At 63.9% G+C, this 19,060-nt stretch carries 19 protein-coding genes and 1 pseudogene; 5 read left to right on the plus strand and 15 right to left on the minus strand.

Annotated features, from left to right (window positions below):
• Positions 1 to 4: 4 nt before the first annotated feature.
• The 4 genes from pdxA (at position 5) to AC1ECK_RS35775 (ending at position 2,944) form a co-directional block, all read left to right on the plus strand.
• A complete protein-coding gene (gene pdxA / locus AC1ECK_RS35760; RefSeq protein ID WP_480327860.1) occupies positions 5 to 1,018 on the plus strand; it encodes a 4-hydroxythreonine-4-phosphate dehydrogenase PdxA in 1,014 nt (337 codons plus the stop codon).
• A gap of 32 nt (positions 1,019 to 1,050) precedes the next feature.
• Positions 1,051 to 1,920 (plus strand): 16S rRNA (adenine(1518)-N(6)/adenine(1519)-N(6))-dimethyltransferase RsmA, encoded by an 870-nt coding sequence (gene rsmA / locus AC1ECK_RS35765; protein ID WP_480327862.1) that lies wholly within the window; start codon positions 1,051 to 1,053, stop codon positions 1,918 to 1,920.
• A gap of 178 nt (positions 1,921 to 2,098) precedes the next feature.
• The gene (gene gloA, locus AC1ECK_RS35770; RefSeq protein WP_480327864.1) at positions 2,099 to 2,485 is read left to right on the plus strand and encodes a lactoylglutathione lyase; all 387 of its coding nucleotides are present in this window, start codon (positions 2,099 to 2,101) and stop codon (positions 2,483 to 2,485) included.
• Between the two features lie 60 nt (positions 2,486 to 2,545).
• Positions 2,546 to 2,944, plus strand: a complete 399-nt coding sequence (locus tag AC1ECK_RS35775) for a hypothetical protein (protein WP_480327866.1) — start codon at positions 2,546 to 2,548, stop codon at positions 2,942 to 2,944.
• A gap of 24 nt (positions 2,945 to 2,968) precedes the next feature.
• Here the strand turns inward: AC1ECK_RS35775 and AC1ECK_RS35780 are convergent, their stop codons facing one another.
• The 15 genes and pseudogenes from AC1ECK_RS35780 to AC1ECK_RS35850 all read right to left on the minus strand — a co-directional run bounded on the left by AC1ECK_RS35780 (position 2,969) and on the right by AC1ECK_RS35850 (position 17,700).
• A complete protein-coding gene (locus tag AC1ECK_RS35780) occupies positions 2,969 to 3,832 on the minus strand; it encodes a M48 family metallopeptidase (RefSeq protein ID WP_480327868.1) in 864 nt (287 codons plus the stop codon).
• A gap of 59 nt (positions 3,833 to 3,891) precedes the next feature.
• Positions 3,892 to 4,650, minus strand: coding sequence for a lysophospholipid acyltransferase family protein (locus AC1ECK_RS35785; RefSeq protein WP_480327870.1), 759 nt, complete (start codon positions 4,648 to 4,650; stop codon positions 3,892 to 3,894).
• Positions 4,651 to 4,690: 40 nt separating this feature from the next.
• A complete protein-coding gene (gmhB, locus tag AC1ECK_RS35790) occupies positions 4,691 to 5,251 on the minus strand; it encodes a D-glycero-beta-D-manno-heptose 1,7-bisphosphate 7-phosphatase (protein ID WP_480327872.1) in 561 nt (186 codons plus the stop codon).
• Positions 5,252 to 5,275: 24 nt separating this feature from the next.
• On the minus strand, positions 5,276 to 7,381 hold the full coding sequence (gene glyS / locus AC1ECK_RS35795; protein WP_480327874.1) for a glycine--tRNA ligase subunit beta: 2,106 nt from the start codon (positions 7,379 to 7,381) through the stop codon (positions 5,276 to 5,278).
• 15 nt (positions 7,382 to 7,396) lie between these two features.
• Positions 7,397 to 8,404, minus strand: coding sequence for a glycine--tRNA ligase subunit alpha (glyQ, locus tag AC1ECK_RS35800; protein WP_090685046.1), 1,008 nt, complete (start codon positions 8,402 to 8,404; stop codon positions 7,397 to 7,399).
• Between the two features lie 150 nt (positions 8,405 to 8,554).
• Positions 8,555 to 8,875, minus strand: a complete 321-nt coding sequence (locus AC1ECK_RS35805; RefSeq protein WP_480327876.1) for a helix-turn-helix domain-containing protein — start codon at positions 8,873 to 8,875, stop codon at positions 8,555 to 8,557.
• Positions 8,868 to 9,234 (minus strand): annotated as a pseudogene (locus AC1ECK_RS35810) (type II toxin-antitoxin system RelE/ParE family toxin). The gene AC1ECK_RS35805 and the pseudogene AC1ECK_RS35810 overlap by 8 nt, the downstream one beginning before the upstream one ends.
• Positions 9,235 to 9,412: 178 nt before the next feature.
• On the minus strand, positions 9,413 to 9,658 hold the full coding sequence (locus tag AC1ECK_RS35815) for a SymE family type I addiction module toxin (protein ID WP_480327878.1): 246 nt from the start codon (positions 9,656 to 9,658) through the stop codon (positions 9,413 to 9,415).
• Between the two features lie 337 nt (positions 9,659 to 9,995).
• A complete protein-coding gene (gene lnt / locus AC1ECK_RS35820; RefSeq protein ID WP_480327880.1) occupies positions 9,996 to 11,666 on the minus strand; it encodes an apolipoprotein N-acyltransferase in 1,671 nt (556 codons plus the stop codon).
• A 34-nt stretch (positions 11,667 to 11,700) separates the two neighbouring features.
• On the minus strand, positions 11,701 to 12,597 hold the full coding sequence (locus AC1ECK_RS35825; protein ID WP_480327882.1) for an HlyC/CorC family transporter: 897 nt from the start codon (positions 12,595 to 12,597) through the stop codon (positions 11,701 to 11,703).
• A 265-nt stretch (positions 12,598 to 12,862) separates the two neighbouring features.
• The gene (locus tag AC1ECK_RS35830) at positions 12,863 to 13,534 is read right to left on the minus strand and encodes a gamma-glutamylcyclotransferase (protein ID WP_480327884.1); all 672 of its coding nucleotides are present in this window, start codon (positions 13,532 to 13,534) and stop codon (positions 12,863 to 12,865) included.
• Positions 13,535 to 13,578: 44 nt separating this feature from the next.
• Positions 13,579 to 14,040, minus strand: coding sequence for an rRNA maturation RNase YbeY (gene ybeY / locus AC1ECK_RS35835; RefSeq protein WP_480327886.1), 462 nt, complete (start codon positions 14,038 to 14,040; stop codon positions 13,579 to 13,581).
• Between the two features lie 66 nt (positions 14,041 to 14,106).
• Positions 14,107 to 15,168: a PhoH family protein gene (locus tag AC1ECK_RS35840; protein WP_480327888.1), complete on the minus strand. Its 1,062-nt coding sequence runs from the start codon at positions 15,166 to 15,168 to the stop codon at positions 14,107 to 14,109.
• A 33-nt stretch (positions 15,169 to 15,201) separates the two neighbouring features.
• Complete coding sequence (miaB, locus tag AC1ECK_RS35845; RefSeq protein ID WP_480327890.1) at positions 15,202 to 16,587, minus strand: tRNA (N6-isopentenyl adenosine(37)-C2)-methylthiotransferase MiaB; 1,386 nt, start codon at positions 16,585 to 16,587, stop codon at positions 15,202 to 15,204.
• 141 nt (positions 16,588 to 16,728) lie between these two features.
• Positions 16,729 to 17,700 (minus strand): LysR family transcriptional regulator, encoded by a 972-nt coding sequence (locus AC1ECK_RS35850; protein WP_480327912.1) that lies wholly within the window; start codon positions 17,698 to 17,700, stop codon positions 16,729 to 16,731.
• 125 nt (positions 17,701 to 17,825) lie between these two features.
• Here AC1ECK_RS35850 and AC1ECK_RS35855 point away from each other — a divergent pair, with 125 nt between their 5' ends.
• Positions 17,826 to 19,001, plus strand: a complete 1,176-nt coding sequence (locus AC1ECK_RS35855) for an MFS transporter (RefSeq protein ID WP_480327892.1) — start codon at positions 17,826 to 17,828, stop codon at positions 18,999 to 19,001.
• Positions 19,002 to 19,060: the final 59 nt, after the last annotated feature.

Here is a 19,060-nt window from a genome sequence, read left to right on the forward strand (position 1 = left end):
CCTCATGACCACCGCTGCCCAACCGTCCCGCGCCCCGCTGCAGATCGCGATCACGACCGGCGAGCCTGCCGGCGTCGGTCCCGAACTGACCGTGCAGGCGCTGGCGGCAGCGGCCGCACACTGGCCCGACGCGCATTTCACCGTGCTGGGCGATGCGGGACTGCTCGCCGAGCGGGCCCGCGCAGTGGGCGTGGATTGGGCGACGCTGTCCGGCCCAGGCCAGGCGCGCATCCGCGTGCAACATCAGCCGCTTGGTGTGCCGTCGCAAGCAGGCAAGCTCGACGCGGCCAACGGGCGCTATGTGCTGAATCTGCTCGATAGCGCCATCGACGGCGCGGTGGCCGGCGAGTTCGACGCGATCGTCACCGCGCCGCTGCAAAAGAGCACCATCAACGATGCCGGTGTGCCGTTCACCGGCCACACCGAATATCTGGCCGAGCGCACCCACACACCGCACGTGGTGATGATGCTGGCCGGCACCGGCCAGCGGCCGCTGCGGGTGGCGCTCGCCACCACGCACCTGCCGCTCAAGGACGTCTCGGCCGCGTTGACGGTGGAGAGCATCGCCGGCACGCTGCGCATCATCGACCACGACCTGCGCCACCATTTCGGCTTGCCGGCGCCGCGTATTCTCGTGACCGGCCTGAACCCGCACGCGGGCGAAAACGGTTACCTGGGTCACGAGGAAATCGATGTCATCGCGCCGGCGCTGAAGCTGGCGAACGGCGAGGGCATCGACGCCCGCGGCCCGTATCCGGCCGACACGCTGTTCCAGCCGCGTTACCTGAACGAAGCCGACTGCGTGCTGGCGATGTTCCACGATCAGGGCTTGCCGGTTCTGAAATACGCGACGTTCGGCGAAGGCATCAATATCACGCTCGGGTTGCCGATCATCCGCACCTCGGTCGATCACGGCACGGCGCTCGACCTCGCAGGCACCGGCCGCGCGGACTCGGGCAGCCTGATTGCCGCCATCGACACCGCCGTTTCGATGGCGCGCCACCGTCGCGCCGCCTGAGTTTTTCCGTTCCTTTTTTGTAGCGTCATTCGATGTCCACCAGCAGACAGCACCAGGGCCATTTCGCGCGCAAGCGTTTCGGACAGAATTTTCTGGTCGATACCGGCGTGATCGATTCGATTGTCGACGTGATTCGTCCGCAGCGCGGCGAACGCATGGTCGAAATCGGACCGGGGCTCGGCGCCCTCACCGAGCCGCTGATCGAGCGCCTCGCCACGCCCGACGCGCCGCTGCATGCGGTCGAACTCGATCGCGATCTGATCGTGCGGCTCAAGAAGAAGTTCGGCGATCTGCTCGAACTGCATTCAGGCGATGCGCTCGACTTCGACTTCGGCTCGCTGGCTGCCTCCGATGCGCCCGACTGCAAGCCATCGTTGCGCATTGTCGGGAACCTGCCGTACAACATCTCGAGCCCGCTGCTGTTCCATCTGACTTCGTTCGCGCATTGCGTGATCGATCAGCACTTCATGCTGCAGAACGAAGTGGTCGAGCGAATGGTGGCGGAGCCGGGCAGCAAGGCGTTTAGCCGGTTGTCGGTGATGCTGCAATACCGCTACGTGATCGACAAACAGCTCGACGTGCCGCCCGAGTCTTTCCAGCCGCCGCCCAAGGTCGATTCGGCGATCGTGCGGATGATTCCGTACGAGCGGCATGAACTGCCTGAGGTCAATGAGCGAGTGCTTGGCGAGGTCGTGACAGCGGCGTTTTCGCAACGCCGCAAGATGCTGCGCAATACGCTCGCCGCGTTGCGCGACGTGGTGGATTTCGAGGCGATCGGTTTCGATCTGCAGCGCCGCGCCGAGGACGTGCCGGTTGCCGAATATGTGCAGGTGGCGCAACTGGTGGCCGCGTCGCCGAAGCGTGGCGGTGCAGCGGAGCCGCAGACCAAAGCCGATGATTGAGGCCGGCTAAAAGCGCCTGGATCCGGCTGGGCACCAGGTCCCGCACTGTCGCACCGGGGCGTTGACGAGCGCATTGTCTGCCGGCACCAGCAGCATGACGAGCCGGCCCGGTTCCCGGCAACGTTGCACGATTCCGGGTACATTTACGTCCTCGACATCAAGCAACAGGGAGTACACGATGCGCCTTCTTCACACCATGCTCCGGGTCGGCAACCTCGACCGTTCGATCAAGTTCTACACCGAATTGCTCGGCATGAAACTGCTGCGCCGCGACGACTATCCGGACGGCAAGTTCACGCTGGCTTTCGTCGGCTATACCGATGAGCGCGACGGCACCGTCCTCGAACTGACCCACAACTGGGACACCGAATCCTATGACCTCGGCAGCGGTTTCGGCCACCTCGCGGTCGAAGTCGAAGACGCGTATGCGGCCTGCGAGAAGATCAAGGCACAAGGCGGCACCGTTGTGCGTGAAGCCGGCCCGATGAAGCACGGCACCACCGTGATCGCGTTCGTGACCGATCCGGACGGCTACAAGATCGAATTCATTCAGAAGAAGAAATAAGCCTGGCGTGAACGGCGTCTCACGGCCTGCACAGGCCTGCGCCAACCGCGGACCGCAACGATGAGCGAGACGAATCCCTACTTCGACGAGATCCAGGCCGTCAACGCCGAGGTGACGGCGTGGTACGCCGGAGCGCCGCAAGCGGGCGCGCTGGACCGGCTGATGGCGCATTTCTCCCCGCGTTTCTCGATGGTCCTGCCGAACGGCGCGACGCTGGACTGGCCGGCGCTGCGCGAGATTTTCGCGCAGCATGGCGGCCAGCGGCCGGAGTTCGAAATCCAGATTACGGACAGTACGATCATCGCCCAGTATCCGGGCGGGGCTGTGGTGAGCTACAACGAAAGGCAGTCCAACGGCGAGCGCAATCGCAACCTGCGACGCTCGACGGCCGTGCTGGAAATCGACGCGCACGGCACGGTGCGGTTGCTGCATCTGCAGGAAACGTTCTGCGCGGAGTGAACGCTTCGCTGCAGCACGGCAGCTTCACAGCGTAGGTAGCAACTCGGGCGGATGGTGCTTGAGCGTTTGCCGCGCCTCGCGGAATTCCGGAAAAATCGATTCGACCGTCTGCCAGAAACGCGGGCTGTGATTCATCTCACGCAGATGAGCGAGCTCGTGTGCGACGACGTAATCGATGATCGAAAGCGGGAAATGAATCAGCCGCCAGTTGAGGCGGATCTTGCCGTCGCTCGAACAACTGCCCCAACGCGTCGCCGCTGAAGAGAGCGCATAGGCGCGATAACTCACCCCCAACTTCTCGGCGTAGATCGCAAGCCGTTCGCCGAACAGGCGCTTCGCTTCGCCTTGCAGCCAGCCTTGCACGCGATCCTTGATCTGCTGCGGGTCGGCTTGCAACGGCAACGGCAGAGCGAGCGCGGCCTGCTCGGCATCGAAGGCGAGGGTGCCCTGCGGCGCGCCGAGCATCACACGCACCGGCTGGCCCAGGTACGGCACCTGAGCACCGTCCTTCCAGTCGACCTGCGGCAGCGCGCGCTGCTCGACACGGGTTTGCCATTCGATCAGCTTGGTGAAAATCCAGCGCTGTTTTTCGCTGATCGCCGTTTCGATATCGGCTAGCGTGACCCACCGTGGTGCAGTGATCATCAGCCCGCTGCTGTCGATCGCAAACCCGATCGAACGGCGCGACGAGCGCTTGAGCTGATAGTGGAGTGTCTGCGCGCCGAGCGTCAGGCTGCGCAGTTTCGAGCCGTCGGGCGCGCGAGGCGCGTCCGGCTTCTGCGATGAAGGCGGCGTGGACGGCGGGAGGGCCGGCTCTGCGAAGAGCGGCAGATCGAGTTGCCGGCTATCGAGCGCCGCAGCGGGCTGCGGCGTGGGAGACTTCTGCATCGGTTTCGGCTTCGGGCAATACGCCCCGGCGCTAATACGCCGTCGAGGGCGTGGGCGCGTCAGATTCGGGCGGCGGCGGACGTGCCGGCTTCAGCACGGTACGCAGCAGGATCGATGCGGCGCATCTCTGCCTCGATCCACGTTTCGACGCGCGTGTTCACTTCATCGGGCGTGAGCCCCTTCGTCTCGATCGGCTTGCCGATCGACACTGTGACTATACCCGCATATTTGAGAAACGAGTTGCGTGGCCATACGCGGCCCGCGTTGTGCGCGATCGGCACGACCGGTGCACCGGTCGCCACCGCGAAGCGCGCGCCGCCGGTCTTGTACTTGCCTTGCGTGCCGGTCCTGGTGCGCGTGCCTTCCGGAAACATGATGATCCATGAGCCTTCTTCCATGCGCGCCTTGCCTTGGGTGGTGACCGATTCGAACGCGTACTTGCCTTCCTTGCGGTTGATATGCACCATCCTCAACAGGCCGAGCGCCCAGCCGAAGAACGGCACGTACAGCAGTTCGCGCTTGAACACGTAGCACAGCGGCCGCGGCATCAGCGCCGGGAACGCCACCGTCTCCCAGGCTGACTGGTGCTTCGACAGCAGCACGGCAGGGCCGTCAGGCAGATTCTCGAGGCCCTCGATGCGGTAGTCGATACCGTTCAGGCGGCGCGCCACGGCAAGCGTCGAGGTGCACCAGCCGGCTGCCATCCAGTAGCGGCGCTCGGCGCGCATGAACGGGAACGCAATGAAGCAGGCGATCGCATAGGGGATCGTGTAGACCACGAGGTAGATCAGCAGCAGCAGCGAACGGAGGAAGCGCATCGGCGGGACAGTCAGTGTTTAAGGACGCGCTCGGGTCGCGTCAGGCTTGTTCTGTGGCGAGAAAGTCGAGCGCGAAGGCGCGCAGGTCGTCGTGGACTTTGGTGCCTTCGGGCAGGCCGCCGGCTTCGAGTGTTTTGCGGCCCTTGCCGGTCAGCACCAGATGCGGCGCGAAGCCGAGCACCGCGCCCGCTTGCAGATCGCGCAGCGAATCGCCGACGGTCGGCGTGCCCTTCGGATCCACTTCGAAACGCTCGGCAATCATCTTCAGCATGCCGGGTTTCGGCTTGCGGCACTCGCAGTGATCCTCGGCCGTGTGCGGGCAGAAGAACACCGCGTCGATGCGTCCGCCTACCGCAGCAGCCATGCGATGCATCTTCAGATGCATCGCATTGAGCGCGTTCATGTCGAACAGGCCGCGGCCGATGCCCGACTGGTTCGTCGCAATCGCGATGCGATAGCCGGCCTGATTGAGCCGGGCAATCGCTTCGAGGCTGCCGGGTAGCGCGACCCACTCGTCCGGCGACTTGATAAAGGCGTCCGAATCGACGTTGATCACGCCGTCGCGGTCGAGGACGACGACTTTTTTAGGGTTGCTCGGCATAGCGCGGGTGCCCGGTTGCGTCGGTTAGGCTACGAGTCGGGAGATGTCGGCGACGCAGTTCATCTGCTGATGCAGTGCGCCGAGCAAGGCCAGACGGTTAGCGCGCAACGCCGGATCTTCGGCGTTGACCATGACGTCGTTGAAGAACGTGTCGACCGGTTCGCGCAGGGCCGCGAGAGCCGTGAGCGCACCCGTGTAGTCATGCGCGGCCAGTTGCGACTGGACGCGCGGGGCGACCTGTTCGAGCTGCGCGTGCAAGGCTTTTTCCGCGGCTTCGCTCAGCAGATTGACCTGCACGCCGTTCACCGGCGCGCCGTCCGACTTCTTCAGGATGTTCGAAATGCGCTTGTTCGCAGCGGCGAGCGAAGCGGCTTCGCTCAGTGCCGAGAACTCGCGCACCGCGTCGAGACGCGCGACGATGTCGTTCAGGCGCGTCGGGTTCAGCGCCAGCACCGCGTCGATTTCGCCGGCCGAATAGCCGCGCTCGCGCAACAGGCCGCGCAAGCGGTCCATGCAGAAATCGTAGATGGCTTGTGTTGAATCAGCGACGTTCGGCACGGCGGCGAACTGCGCGTAAGCGGTGCGCAGCAGTTCGACGAGATCGACCGGCAACTGCTTCTCGACGAGAATGCGCAGCACGCCCAGCGCGTGACGGCGCAACGCGAACGGGTCTTTCTCGCCGGTCGGCTGCAGACCGATGCCCCAGATGCCGACCAGCGTTTCGAGCTTGTCGGCCAGTGCGACGGCCGTGCCGGTTGCCGTGGCCGGCAATGCATCACCGGAGAAGCGCGGTTGATAGTGCTCGGTACAGGCCAGCGCGACTTCTTCCGGCTCGCCGTCGTGGCGCGCGTAGTACGTGCCCATCGTGCCTTGCAGCTCGGGGAATTCACCGACCATGTCGGTGATCAGATCGGCCTTGGCGAGCAGGGCGGCGCGCTTCGCGAGCGCGACATCTGCGCCCATCAGCGCGGCAATCGCACCCGCGAGCGCTTCGAGGCGCTCGACGCGTTGCAGTGCGGAGCCGAGCTTGTTGTGATACACGACGTTGGCGAGCAGCGGCACACGGTCTGCGAGCGGCTTCTTCTTGTCCTGCTCGAAGAAGAACTTCGCATCGGCCAGACGCGGGCGCACCACGCGCTCGTTGCCTTCGATGATGTCGCCCGGCGTCGCCGTCTCGATGTTCGAGACGATCAGGAAGCGCGAGCGCAGCTTGCCGCCGGCGTCGGTCAGCGCGAAGTACTTCTGGTTCGTCTGCATGGTCAGGATCAGGCATTCCTGCGGCACTTGCAGGAATTCGTCCTCGAAGCGGCAGGCGTAGACCACCGGCCATTCGACCAGCGAGGTCACTTCGTCGAGCAGCGCTTCAGGCATCACCACCTGGTCGCCCTCGGCCTGCGCGAGCAGGTGGGCGCGGATGGCTTCCTTGCGGCCGGTGAAACTGGCGACCACGCGGCCCTTGTGATGCAGCGTTTCAGCGTAGGCGTCCGCATGCTGGATCGCCACCAGACCGTTGGAGAGGAAGCGATGGCCGAGCGTGGTTTCGCCGGAGTCGATGCCGAGCGCCGTGACCGGCACGACCTGTTCGCCGTGCAGCACCGTCAGGCGTTGCGCCGGGCGCACGAACTGGATATTGGTGCCGTCCGGACGCTGATACGTCATGACCTTCGGAATCGGCAGCTTCGAGACGTTCAGCGTCTCGTCGAGCGCAGCCTGCAGGCCTTCGGCGAGCGTTGCGCCGGGTGCGGCATAGCGCAGGAAGAAGGCGTCGGCCTTGCCGTCGGAGGCGCGCTCGAGGTCGCTCACCGAAAAATCGGGGAAGCCGAGCGCGGCGAGTTTCTTGGCGAGCGGCGCGGTGGGCTGGCCGTCCTTATCGAGCGCGACCGATACCGGCAGCACTTTCTCGCGCACGTGCTTCTCCGGTGCGACGCTGCGCACGTTCCTGATCGTGACCGCGAGACGGCGCGGCGTGGCGTAACGTTCGAACGACAGCTCGCCTTCGATCAGGTCGCGCGCGGCGAGGCGCTGGGCGATCCCTTCGGCAAAGGCGTCGCCGAGACGCGCGAGCGCCTTGGGCGGCAATTCCTCGGTCAGCAGTTCGACGAGGAGGGTGGCGTGTTGGGGATGAGTCATGTGTTCGTGTTCTCGTCAGTCCGCGTCGATCTTGCGTTCGACTTTGAGCGGCGGCGCCCAGGCGGGCATCGCGGCGTCCTGTTCGTCGGTCGTGAGGCCGGGCACACCGTGCACCGGATTGCCGAGCATCGGGAAGCCGAGCTTCTCGCGCGATTCGTAGTAAGCCTGCGCCACCTGGCGCGACAGGTTACGAATGCGGCCGATATACGCGGCCCGTTCGGTCACCGAGATCGCGCCGCGCGCGTCGAGCAGGTTGAACGTGTGGCCGGCTTTCAGCACCAGTTCGTAGGCCGGCAGCGCGAGCGGCACTTCCATCATGCGCTTCGCTTCCGCTTCGTAGCTGTTGAAGAACGTGAACAGCAGATCGGTGTTCGCGTGCTCGAAGTTGTAGGTGGACTGTTCGACTTCGTTCTGGTGGTACACGTCGCCGTAGGACAGGCGCCGCAGTTCTGGGCCGTTCGGGCCTTGCTCTTCCCACTCGGTCCACACCAGGTCGTAGACGTTCTCGACCTTCTGCAGGTACATCGCGAGACGCTCGAGCCCGTAGGTGATTTCGCCGAGCACCGGCTTGCAGTCCAGACCGCCTACCTGCTGGAAGTAGGTGAACTGGGTGACTTCCATGCCGTTCAGCCACACTTCCCAGCCGAGGCCCCACGCGCCGAGCGTCGGGTTTTCCCAGTCGTCTTCCACGAAGCGCACGTCGTTCTGTTTGAGGTCGAAGCCGAGCGCTTCGAGCGAGCCGAGGTACAGGTCGAGGATGTTTTCCGGCGCCGGCTTCAACACCACCTGGTACTGGTAGTAGTGCTGCAGGCGGTTCGGGTTCTCGCCGTAACGGCCGTCCTTGGGACGGCGCGACGGCTGCACATAGGCCGCGCGCCACGGCTCCGGGCCGACCGCGCGCAGGAACGTGTGGACGTGGGAGGTGCCCGCGCCGACTTCCATATCGATCGGCTGGAGCAGCGCGCAACCCTGCTTGTCCCAATAGGATTGCAGCGTCAGGATGATTTGCTGAAACGTGAGCATGAAGTGCCTTTCGGGCATGGAGGCCGCGCCGCGGGCGCCGGGGCGCGCGAGGCGGCCGTGGAGCAAAGTGCTAAACGCTAGATTTTAACGGAAAGGGCGGGGGGTGAGGGTTTTTGGGGGCGGGGTGGGGTTGGCCGCGCTCCCTGGATATCAACCGAAAATCTCAAGCCCGTTCTTTTGCACAAGCTGAAGCAGACGCGCTGCGATTCCGCTTGGTTTCTTATCGCCCTGCTCCCATTGCCGCACAGTGGACACGGTTGTGTTGAGATAAAGCGCGAACACGCTCTGACTGACATTCACACCCTTGCGGATACGTGCAATATCCTTCGGATTGAACTCCGGTGCTTCTTCGATGCACAGGTCGTCGTACTCACGCATCGTTTTCTTGTCAATGACCTTCGCGCGATACAGACCGGAAGCTGCGCTGTGAATCGCCTCCGAGGCATCACTTCTGAATCGGGTTTTAGCCATTGCAGATCTCCACTAATTCCTTCGAACTCAACATTTCATCAATATCCGCACCCTTCGCCTTGCCATAGTCCCGAGCAAGCTTCTTGAAATCGCGCAATTCCCGGTCGTCAATGTTTTCCCGATCACTCTTTGCGAACAGGTAGACGAATACCCAGAAATCACCGATCTTATTGACGACAATGCCACGCTTCGTGTTTTTATCAAGGCGCTTCTTCCAGACATTCCCCCCGAGGTCATCGCCCTGACCGGCGTTTAGCTCCTTCGCCGCCTTACACAGGTCGGCATCGGAAATGCCTGCAGCACGAACCATTTTTGGAGAACCATGCCGTCTTGAACACTCTCGGTGTCGTTTTTTTCATTTAAGGTCGCTCCCAAACTATATCACTTAGTGGTAGTCACGGAAAGGCCGCGATGCGCATCGGGGACGGATCAGGTCGTTCTGCGAGTGTGAAATTTGCGATGCAGCGGCGCCGGGATCATAGGCGTGAGATGTTCTGACGCCGCTTGGCAGAGCGGTTCCGGCCGGCCCATCCGTGCCTACCAGATGTCCGGAATAATCGTGAGACGCTGGTAGTTGTAGTCGACCGAAATGCAAACCCGTTGACCGGGTTCAAAACCAGCGGCCTGCAGCCACAGGTCCGCTATCTCCATCCATGGAATAAACGGTTGATCCTTGTGATGCGCTACCGCCTTGTTCCAGTCGGGCGTATCTCGCAAGGTCGTCTGAATGGCTATAGGGCGTTCCTTGCGACATGGTCGTGCTTTATCATTGGCATTAGCCATGATCAACTCCTGTGTTGAGTTGGTGGTGGTTAGCGGGGCTTGAGTGTTGGTAGCACTCCTGTCCCGCGCTTTCTTTACCGCTCCTGCCCCCTGTTCTCTGCGTGTATGTTGCCTGTGATCCTGCTTGCCTGTGGCCGGGAAGCGAATCGATCACTCTCGTCACATCAATCCCTCAGTCAACACACCAATGATGTGCGGCGAGGCAGTCGTTAATATAGCATTGCTAATCAATAATGTGATTTTTGGGATCGTGCGAATTCATGCTAAGCGCGTGGCCAGAATCTCTGCCGCATCCGGGCAAAAAAATGGCGCTCTTTCCACTAGAGCGCCATCCTGATTAACCTCCGCCGTTTCGTCGCCGTATCCCCGGCCCAAACGCAAACCCGAACGCGAGCAACAGCAACGAAACCGCAAGCACGGTGTTATTCCCGCTCGTCACATACGGCGTATTCCCCGATGTTCCTTGCACCGTGACATCGATCGAACCAACCGTATACGGCGCGAGCCGCGCGATCACATTCCCATGCGCATCGATCGCAGCGGTCGTGCCGGTATTGGTCGCCCGCAACATCGGCCGTCCCGTCTCCAGCGAACGCATCCGCGCAATCTGCAGATGCTGATCCAGCGCGATCGTGTCGCCGAACCAGGCGAGGTTGGTGGAATTGATCAGCACTCCTGCGGGCGTAGCGCTCTCGCGAATCGACCGCGCGATCTCCTCGCCGAAAATATCCTCATAACAGATATCCACCGCAACCGGCTGGTTATGCACGAGAAACGGCTTCTGCACCGGCGCCCCGCGTGCAAAGTCGCCGAGCGGAATATTCATCAGGTTCACGAACCAGCGGAAGCCCCACGGCACGAACTCGCCAAACGGCACCAGATGGTGCTTGTCGTAGCGGTACAGCTCATGCGAGCCCGGGGTGATGCCGAACAGGCTATTCGTATAGTCGACCAGCCGGCCTTCCGGTGTGATGGTTCCGCCAATCGCACCGAAAATAACCGACGTGCCGGTCGAATCGACAAACTTGCGAACCGCCAAGGCAAACGGCTCCGGCAGTTCCTGGATGATGACCGGAATCGCGGTCTCCGGCGTCACCACCAGATCCGCGGGCTTCGCGGTAATCATCTGCTGATATTCGTTGATCGCGGCGATCATGCCGGACTGTTCGAATTTCATTTCCTGCTTCACGTTGCCTTGCAGCAGGCGCACGTTCAGCGGCGCGTTGGCCGGCACGGTCCACGCGACGAGCGGCAGCAGCATGCCGGCTGCGATCAGCGCCACCGCGACCACGGCCGCCGGCAGCACGCGGCCGGCGCGCGTCGCACCCTTGGCCGCGGTGACCGGCTCACGTACACGCATCAGCGCCTGCACGACCAGCGCCGCGACCAGCGCCAACATCCAGCCCACGCCATACACGCCCGCAACCGGCGCAAATCCGGCGAGCGGTCCATCGACCTGCGCGTAGCCGCTCGAGAGCCACGGAAATCCCGTGAACACGTAGCCGCGCAGCCATTCGCCGAGCGCCCAGGCGCTGGCGAACGCAAACGCGCCGTGCCACGTGGGTGAAAACGGCTTGTCGTCGCGCGCGCCGTTTTGCGCGTGCCCGGCACAGAACGACCAGATTCCTGCCGCCAGCGCCGGATAGAGCGCGAGGTACAGCGAGAACAACACCAGCGCCGCGGCCGCCAGCGGCGCGGGCATGCCGCCGTAGTGGTGCATGCTGACGTATAGCCACCACACTCCGGTGACGTAATTGCCGAAGCCGAACGCGCCGCCTGTCAGTGCCGCGCTTTTCCACCCGGTGGTGCGGGTGAGCCACGCGAAGAAAAACGCGAACACCACCAGTTCGAGCCAGCCGCCATGCGGCGTCGGGGCGAACGACAGCGTGTTCGCCGCACCGGCGAGGAGGGCGACGAGGTAGTGCCAGCGCGGCATGGTTCGGCCCGGCGCTTGCGCGACGGTGGACGCCACGCCACGGCGCAGACGGGAGGTGATCGGGTCGGCCATTATTGCGTGGTCGTTTTAGGGAAAAGAAAAGAGATCAGGTCTGTACGTGCTGCGCGTCGCGCTCGCGCTGGCCCGCGAGCGGATCGCGGCGTACCAGCAGCATGTGAATTTGCCGCGCGTCGCCGCGCAGGATCTCGAAGATCAGGTCGTCGATGCGCACCTTCTCGCCGCGATGTGGCACGCGCCCGAAATGATGCGTGACGAGGCCGCCGATCGTGTCGACTTCTTCGTCGGAGTAATGCGTGCCGAACGCTTCGTTGAATTGCTCGATCTCGGTCAGCGCCCGCACGCGGTAGCGGCCGTCCGGCGAGGCGATGATGTTGCCGCTTTCCTCGTCGAAGTCGTATTCGTCCTCGATGTCGCCGACAATCTGCTCCAGCACGTCTTCGATCGTGATGAGGCCTGCGACGCCGCCGTATTCGTCGACGACGATCGCAATGTGATTGTGGTTGACGCGGAAGTCGTGCAGCAGCACGTTCAGGCGTTTGGACTCCGGAATGAACACGGCGGGGCGCAGCATGCCGCGCACGTCGAATTCCTCTTCGGCGTAGTAACGCAGCAGGTCTTTGGCGAGCAGCACGCCGATGATGTTGTCGCGGTTGCCTTCGTAGACCGGATAGCGCGAGTGCGCTTTCTCCAGCACGAACGGAATGAACTCCGCCGGCGTGTCCGCGATGTTGATCGCATCCATCTGGGCGCGCGGGACCATGATGTCGCGTGCGCAGAGTTCGGAGACCTGGAAAACGCCTTCGATCATCGACAGCGAATCCGCGTCGATCAGGTTGCGCTCATGCGCGTCCTGGAGGATTTCCAGAAGTTCGCCGCGAGATTCGGGCTCGGGCGAGATGAAGTCGGTCAGACGCTCAAGCAGGGAGCGTTTTTCCTGAGGTTTGTCGCTGGTTCGGTGTCGACTGGGATACGTGTCGTTCATGGTGGTGCGCCCGGCAAGACTGGGCGCGCTGTTGCAGAAAGTTAAGGATACACCACGCACATGGCAGGACCGTGTCCCGGCGCACTGGCCGGCGAGACAAACGGTGGCGCCGCATGCGCAGGGCCTGGTTCAATGCTAACGGATAAAGACGCCCGAGGGGCGGCGGAGCAAAAATACGTGGGGCAAGCCCGGTGTAAGGCGGGGCGGTTGTTTCGGGTGGCCACGGGCGGCTGAGCAGCCGCGGCCTCGCCGCCCGCGCGGGCGCTCAGCCGCCGTCGCTCTCCGCTTCGCGGCAGCGCGCCAGCAGCGCTTCGAGCGCGCGGTCCGGCATGCCGCTCTCGCGCAGCGCGGCGACGGTGCGGCTCACGTAGTCGAGCGTCGTGCCGTAGCGGCCGCAGGCGCAGCCGAACACCGTCTGCACCACCTCATCGGCCAGTTTGCCGGTGTAGGTCGGCACGTCGCGGCGCATCACGAAGGCGAGCGCGTCGACCCGGCGGCCGTCGGCGAGGTTGCACGGCAGCCAGGCGGGGCGGTACGAGCCCATTGCCATTTCCCTGCGCCAGAGGGTTTCCAGATGCGGCATCGCGCCCTCGGCGGCGAGCCGGAACGCGATGCCGGTGCACGAACCGCCGCGGTCGAGCGCCAGCACGAGGCCGGGCTGCTCGGGCGTGCCACGGTTCACGCGCGACCACAGATACAGGCCGCGGTGATATCCGTGCACCTTGGAGCGGGTCGCCTCGACGGTCGGCATGCCGGGATTCCAGATCAGCGAGCCATAGCCGAACAGCCAGAGATCGCTTGTGCGGTCCCAGTCGCGCAGCGTGCATTCCAGTGAGGCGCGCAATTCCTCGTCCGTCAGCAGCCGCGACTCGCCGAGCGACGGCGGATAGCCGGGGCAGGGTGGGCGGTCGTCGGGTACGGGGAACGGGGCGTTCACGGTGTGCGGTTAAAGAGGCGGTAAACGGGAGTTAAAGGGGAGGGTTATTGGTAAGGATCGCGGAAACCGAGCGTGGCCAGAATCTCGGTCTCGATGGCTTCCATTTCCTGCGCTTCTTCCTCGACCTCGTGATCGTAGCCTTGCGCGTGCAGGGTGCCGTGCACCAGCAGATGCGCATAGTGCTCGGCGAGCGTCTTGCCCTGCTCGGCGGCTTCTTTCTCGACCACCGGGCAGCACAGGATCAGATCGCCCGTCACCGGATCGTCTTCCGATTCGGCGTAGGCGAAGGTCAGCACGTTGGTCGAGTAGTCCTTGCCGCGATAGGTGCGGTTCAGCGTGCGGCCCTCTTCGGCGTCGACGAAGCGCACGGTCAGTTCCGCATCGGCGAACAGGGCCGCCTTGACCCAGCCGGCGACGGTGGCGCGCGGCAGAATCGCCTTGTGCTCCGGCCAGGCCTTGGCGGCGGGGAATTGCAGGTTCAACGTCAGTTTCGGGGCGCGGCTCATGCGTCTTGGTTGTGTAGCGTGCTTAACGGTCGAATGCGTGGTTCGAGACGATGCGGCATGGCTGATTCAACGCGCATCGGCGGGACTCACGTTCTTCTGCGAATGCGCATCGTAAGCCTCGACGATACGCGCCACCAGCGGATGCCGCACTACGTCGACGCTGGTAAAGCGCGTGAGCGCAATGCCGCGCACATCCGAGAGCACCTGCTGCGCTTCGATCAGCCCGCTCTTGTGGCCGCGCGGCAAGTCGACCTGGGTGGTGTCGCCGGTGACCACGGCCTTCGAGCCGAAGCCGATCCGCGTCAGGAACATTTTCATCTGTTCGGGCGTGGTGTTCTGCGCCTCGTCGAGAATGATAAACGCGTGATTCAACGTGCGGCCGCGCATATAGGCGAGCGGCGCGATTTCGATCATCTGCCGCTCGAACATCTTGGCGGTCTTGTCGAAACCGAGCAGGTCGTAAAGCGCGTCGTAGAGCGGGCGCAGATACGGATCCACCTTCTGCGCCAGATCGCCCGGCAGGAAGCCCAGCCGCTCGCCGGCTTCCACCGCCGGGCGCGTCAGCACGATGCGCTTGACCTGATCGCGCTCCAGCGCGTCCACCGCGCAGGCCACCGCCAGGTACGTTTTGCCCGTGCCCGCCGGGCCGACGCCGAAAGTCACGTCGTGCGAGACGATCTGCTTCAGATATTCACGCTGAGCCGGGGTGCGGCCGCGCAGGTCGGCGCGCCGCGTGTACAGCTTCGGGCCGAGTTCTTCGAGGTCTTCGTCGCCGGTGTCGGCCGGTTCGTCGAACGGATGGTCCGGGTCGTGGCGAAACCGTGCATCCGGGTTATCCGCGCCGTTCGCACGGCCGCGCGCCGGATGACGCGCCTCGACCAGCGCAAGCTGGATATCGTCGACCGAGAGCGGATCGCGCGCGCTGTTGTAGAAATTTTCGAGGGCCGTGAGCGCCACCTTGGCGCCCCGGCCGCGGATCGAAATCCGGTGACCGCGGCGTTGCAGCGTGACGTCGAGCGCCTGCTCGATCTGCCGCAGGTTTTCGTCGAGCGGGCCGCAGAGGTTGGCGAGCCGCGCGTTGTCTTCGCGCGGTGCGGTGAATTCCAGATGCTGCTGAGTGGTCTTCAAGGCGGTGGATCGATCCTGTCGGTTTCAGTGCGCTTAATGGGTGGTTGCCGGCGAGCCGTCGTGCATCTCGTCGTGCACCATGACGAGTTCGCCGCGTAGCGAATGTGGGTACGCCTGGACGATTTTCACGTCGACCATCTGGCCGATCAGCCGCGCGTGCGCTGCCGGCGGCACCGGGAAATTCACCACGCGGTTGTTTTCGGTGCGCCCGGCGAGTTCGTTCGGGTCCTTGCGCGCCGGACGTTCAACCAGAATACGCTCGACCTTGCCGACCATCGACTCGCTGATGCGGGCGACGTTTTCTTCAATCGTGGCCTGCAGATGTTGCAGCCGTTTGAGCTTCACTTCACGCGGCGTGTCGTCGTGCAGGTTCGCTGCCGGCGTGCCGGGGCGCGGGCTGTAGATGAACGAGAAGCTGGTGTCGTACTTCATCTCGTGAACCAGCGCCATCATCTTGTCGAAGTCTTCCTCGGTCTCGCCGGGGAAGCCGACGATCATGTCGGTGGACAGCGACAGGTCCGGGCGAATCGCGCGCAGCTTGCGGATCACCGACTTGTATTCGAGCACCGTGTAGCCGCGCTTCATGGCCATCAGGATGCGGTCGGAGCCGTGCTGCACCGGCAGATGCAGATGGCTCACGAGCTTCGGCACCTTCGCGTACGTATCGATCAGGCGCTGCGTGAATTCCTTCGGATGCGAGGTCGTGTAGCGGATGCGTTCGATGCCGGGGATATCCGCCACGTATTCGATCAGCGTCGCGAAGTCGGCGATCTCGGAGGAGCCGAGCGTGAGGCCGCCGCGGTATGCATTGACGTTCTGGCCGAGCAGCGTCACTTCGCGCACGCCCTGGTCGGCGAGGCCGGCGATTTCGGTGAGCACGTCGTCGAGCGGGCGCGACACTTCTTCGCCGCGCGTGTACGGCACGACGCAGTAGCTGCAGTACTTGCTGCAGCCTTCCATGATCGAGACGAACGCGCTCGGACCGTCGACGCGCGCCGGCGGCAGATGATCGAACTTTTCGATTTCCGGGAACGAGATGTCGACCTGGGCGCGACCGCTCTCGCGGCGCTTGTCGATCATCTGCGGCAGGCGATGCAGCGTTTGCGGGCCGAACACCACGTCCACGTATGGGGCCCGCGCGACGATCGACGCGCCTTCCTGGCTCGCCACGCAGCCGCCCACGCCGATAATCAGGTTCGGATTCGCTTCTTTCAGCTCGCGCGCGCGGCCGAGTTCGGAGAAGACTTTTTCCTGCGCCTTTTCGCGCACCGAGCAGGTATTGAAGAGAATGACGTCCGCGTCTTCCGGGGTGTCGGTCTTGACGAGGCCTTCGGCCGCACCGAGTACGTCGACCATTTTGTCGGAATCGTACTCGTTCATCTGGCAGCCGTAGGTCTTTACATAAACTTTCTTGATCATCGAATTTCGCCGGTCGCAGTGATTAATCTGGGGGCGTCGTTAAGGGTGAAGAGAGGCGAAAACGCGTGCGGGCCGGGCGCGGCGCGGGGCCGGACGAAGCCTTGGGGGCGCCTCGCAGCATGTTCTCAGCGTAGTCAAACATTATAGCCCTTCACCGGATACGGATTTTTTATGCGGACGCAGTTGCGGCAGGCCGAGCAGGCCTTCCAGCTCGTCCGACACCTGGGCGAAACGCTCGCTCAGAAAGTCCAGCAGCACCCTCACGCGCGGGGCCATGAAGCGGTTGCGGTGGTACAGCGCGTGCAGCGGCGCGTCCGGATAGCGCCAGTCGGGCAGCAGGACCTTCAGGCCGTCCGAGCGCAGGTCCGCTTCCACGTCCCACATCGACTTCACCACGATCCCGTAGCCGCGCAGCGCCCATTCGCGGGCGACCGCGCCGTCGTTGGTCTCGCGGGCGGTATCGAGCGGCACCGTGTAGTGCTGGATCTCGTCGCCGCGCGTGAAGCGCCATTCGTTGACCGGGCCGGATGCCGTGCCGAGCACGATGCAGTCAAATCGCGCCAGATCGAGCGGGTCCCTGGGCTCGCCGTGCTTCGCGAGGTACTCCGGCGCGGCGCACAGCACGCGCCGGTTCGGCGCCAGCGGCCGGGCGATCAGCGAGCTGTCCTGCGGCACGCCGAAGCGGATCGCGAGATCGATGTCTTCCTGCACCAGGTTCGACAGCGAATCCGACAAGGTCAGCGCGAAGGTCACCTCGGGATACTGCTCGTTGAACTCGTCGAGCCAGTGCATCAGCAGGTTGCGCCCGAAATCCGAGGTCGCGGAAATCCGCACCTTGCCGCGCACCACGTTCTGCCCCGCCTGCAGCAGAGCCTCGGCGTCGTCGAGCGCTTTCAGCGCCTGGCGGCAGCAGTTGAGGTAGAGACGCCCTTCGTCGGTGAGCCGCAACTGGCGGGTGGTGCGCTCGAACAGACGCGCCTTCAGGCCGGTTTCGAGTTTCGTCAGACGGGCGCTGGCCGCGGCCGGCGTCAGGCCGAGCTTGCGGCCCGCCGCCGAGAGGCTGCCCAATTGCGCCGCTTCGACGAACAGGCGGATGTCGCCGAGGTTATCCATCGCCATCGATTATTCGAAACAATTTGAAAATGATTCAAATGCTACGCCAATTCTCAAATTGACGGGCGCCACGGACAATCCGCTTACCGAAATTCCCCGGCCGGCATGAAATCCGGAGTCCTGCGATGCCTATTCCCCTTCTTGCGCTGGCGATCAGCGCGTTTGCCATCGGCACGACCGAGTTCGTGATCATGGGTTTGCTGCCCGAGGTGGCGCGTGATCTGGCGGTCTCGATTCCGTCTGCCGGCTTGCTCGTGAGCGGTTATGCGCTCGGCGTCGCGGTTGGCGCGCCGCTGCTCGCCGTGGTGACCAGCAAGATGCCGCGCAAGCTCGCGCTGCAGTTGCTGATGGGCGTGTTTATCGTCGGCAACGTGTTGTGCGCGGTGGCCTCGGACTACTCGGTGCTGATGATTGCGCGTGTCGTGACGTCGTTCGCGCACGGCTCGTTCTTCGGCATCGGCGCGGTGGTGGCGGCTTCGCTCGTGCCGCAGGAAAAGCGCGCCAGTGCGATTGCGCTGATGTTCACCGGCCTCACGCTCGCCAATGTGCTGGGCGTGCCGTTCGGCACCTTCATCGGTCAGCAGTTCGGTTGGCGCATGGCGTTCTGGGTCGTCGCCGCACTCGGCGTGATATCGCTAGCGGGCGTTGCGGCGCTGGTGCCGAACCGGCACGACACGGGACCGGCGGGTCTGATGCACGAGGTGCGCGTCCTGAAGGACCCGCAGGTGTGGATGGCGCTGGCGATGACGATTGTCGGCTTCGGCGGCGTGTTCGTCGTGTTCACCTACATTGCGCCGATTCTCGAGCAGGTGAGCGGCTTCTCGCCGCGCGGCGTCACGCTGGTTCTGGTGCTGTTCGGCGTGGGGCTGACGGTCGGCAACACGATCGGCGGCAAGCTTGCGGACCGCGCGCTGATGCCGTCGCTGATGGGGATTCTGCTGGCGCTCGCCGTGGTGATGGCGATTTTCACCCGCACCAGTCATTCGCAGGTGGCCGCGGCAGTGACGATTTTCGTGTGGGGAATCGCTGCGTTCGCGACCGTGCCGCCGCTGCAGATGCGCGTGGTCGAAAAGGCGACCGCGGCGCCGAATCTGGCCTCGACGTTGAACATCGGCGCGTTCAACCTGGGTAACGCGGGTGGCGCGTGGCTCGGCGGTCTGGCCATCGGCCACGGTTTGGGGCTCGACGCACTGCCGTGGGTCGCCGCGGCGGTTTCCATCGCGGCGCTGCTGTTGACGTGGCTGGCGGCGCGCATGGATGCGCCGGCCGGCAACCGTGCGATCAGCGGCGAAGCCATATGAAAATTCGGCACAAGCTTTGCCGAAATCGTCCTCCGCAATGCTGATAACAGTGTGGTATC

The organism is Paraburkholderia sp. SSBN10T, assembly GCF_056619545.1.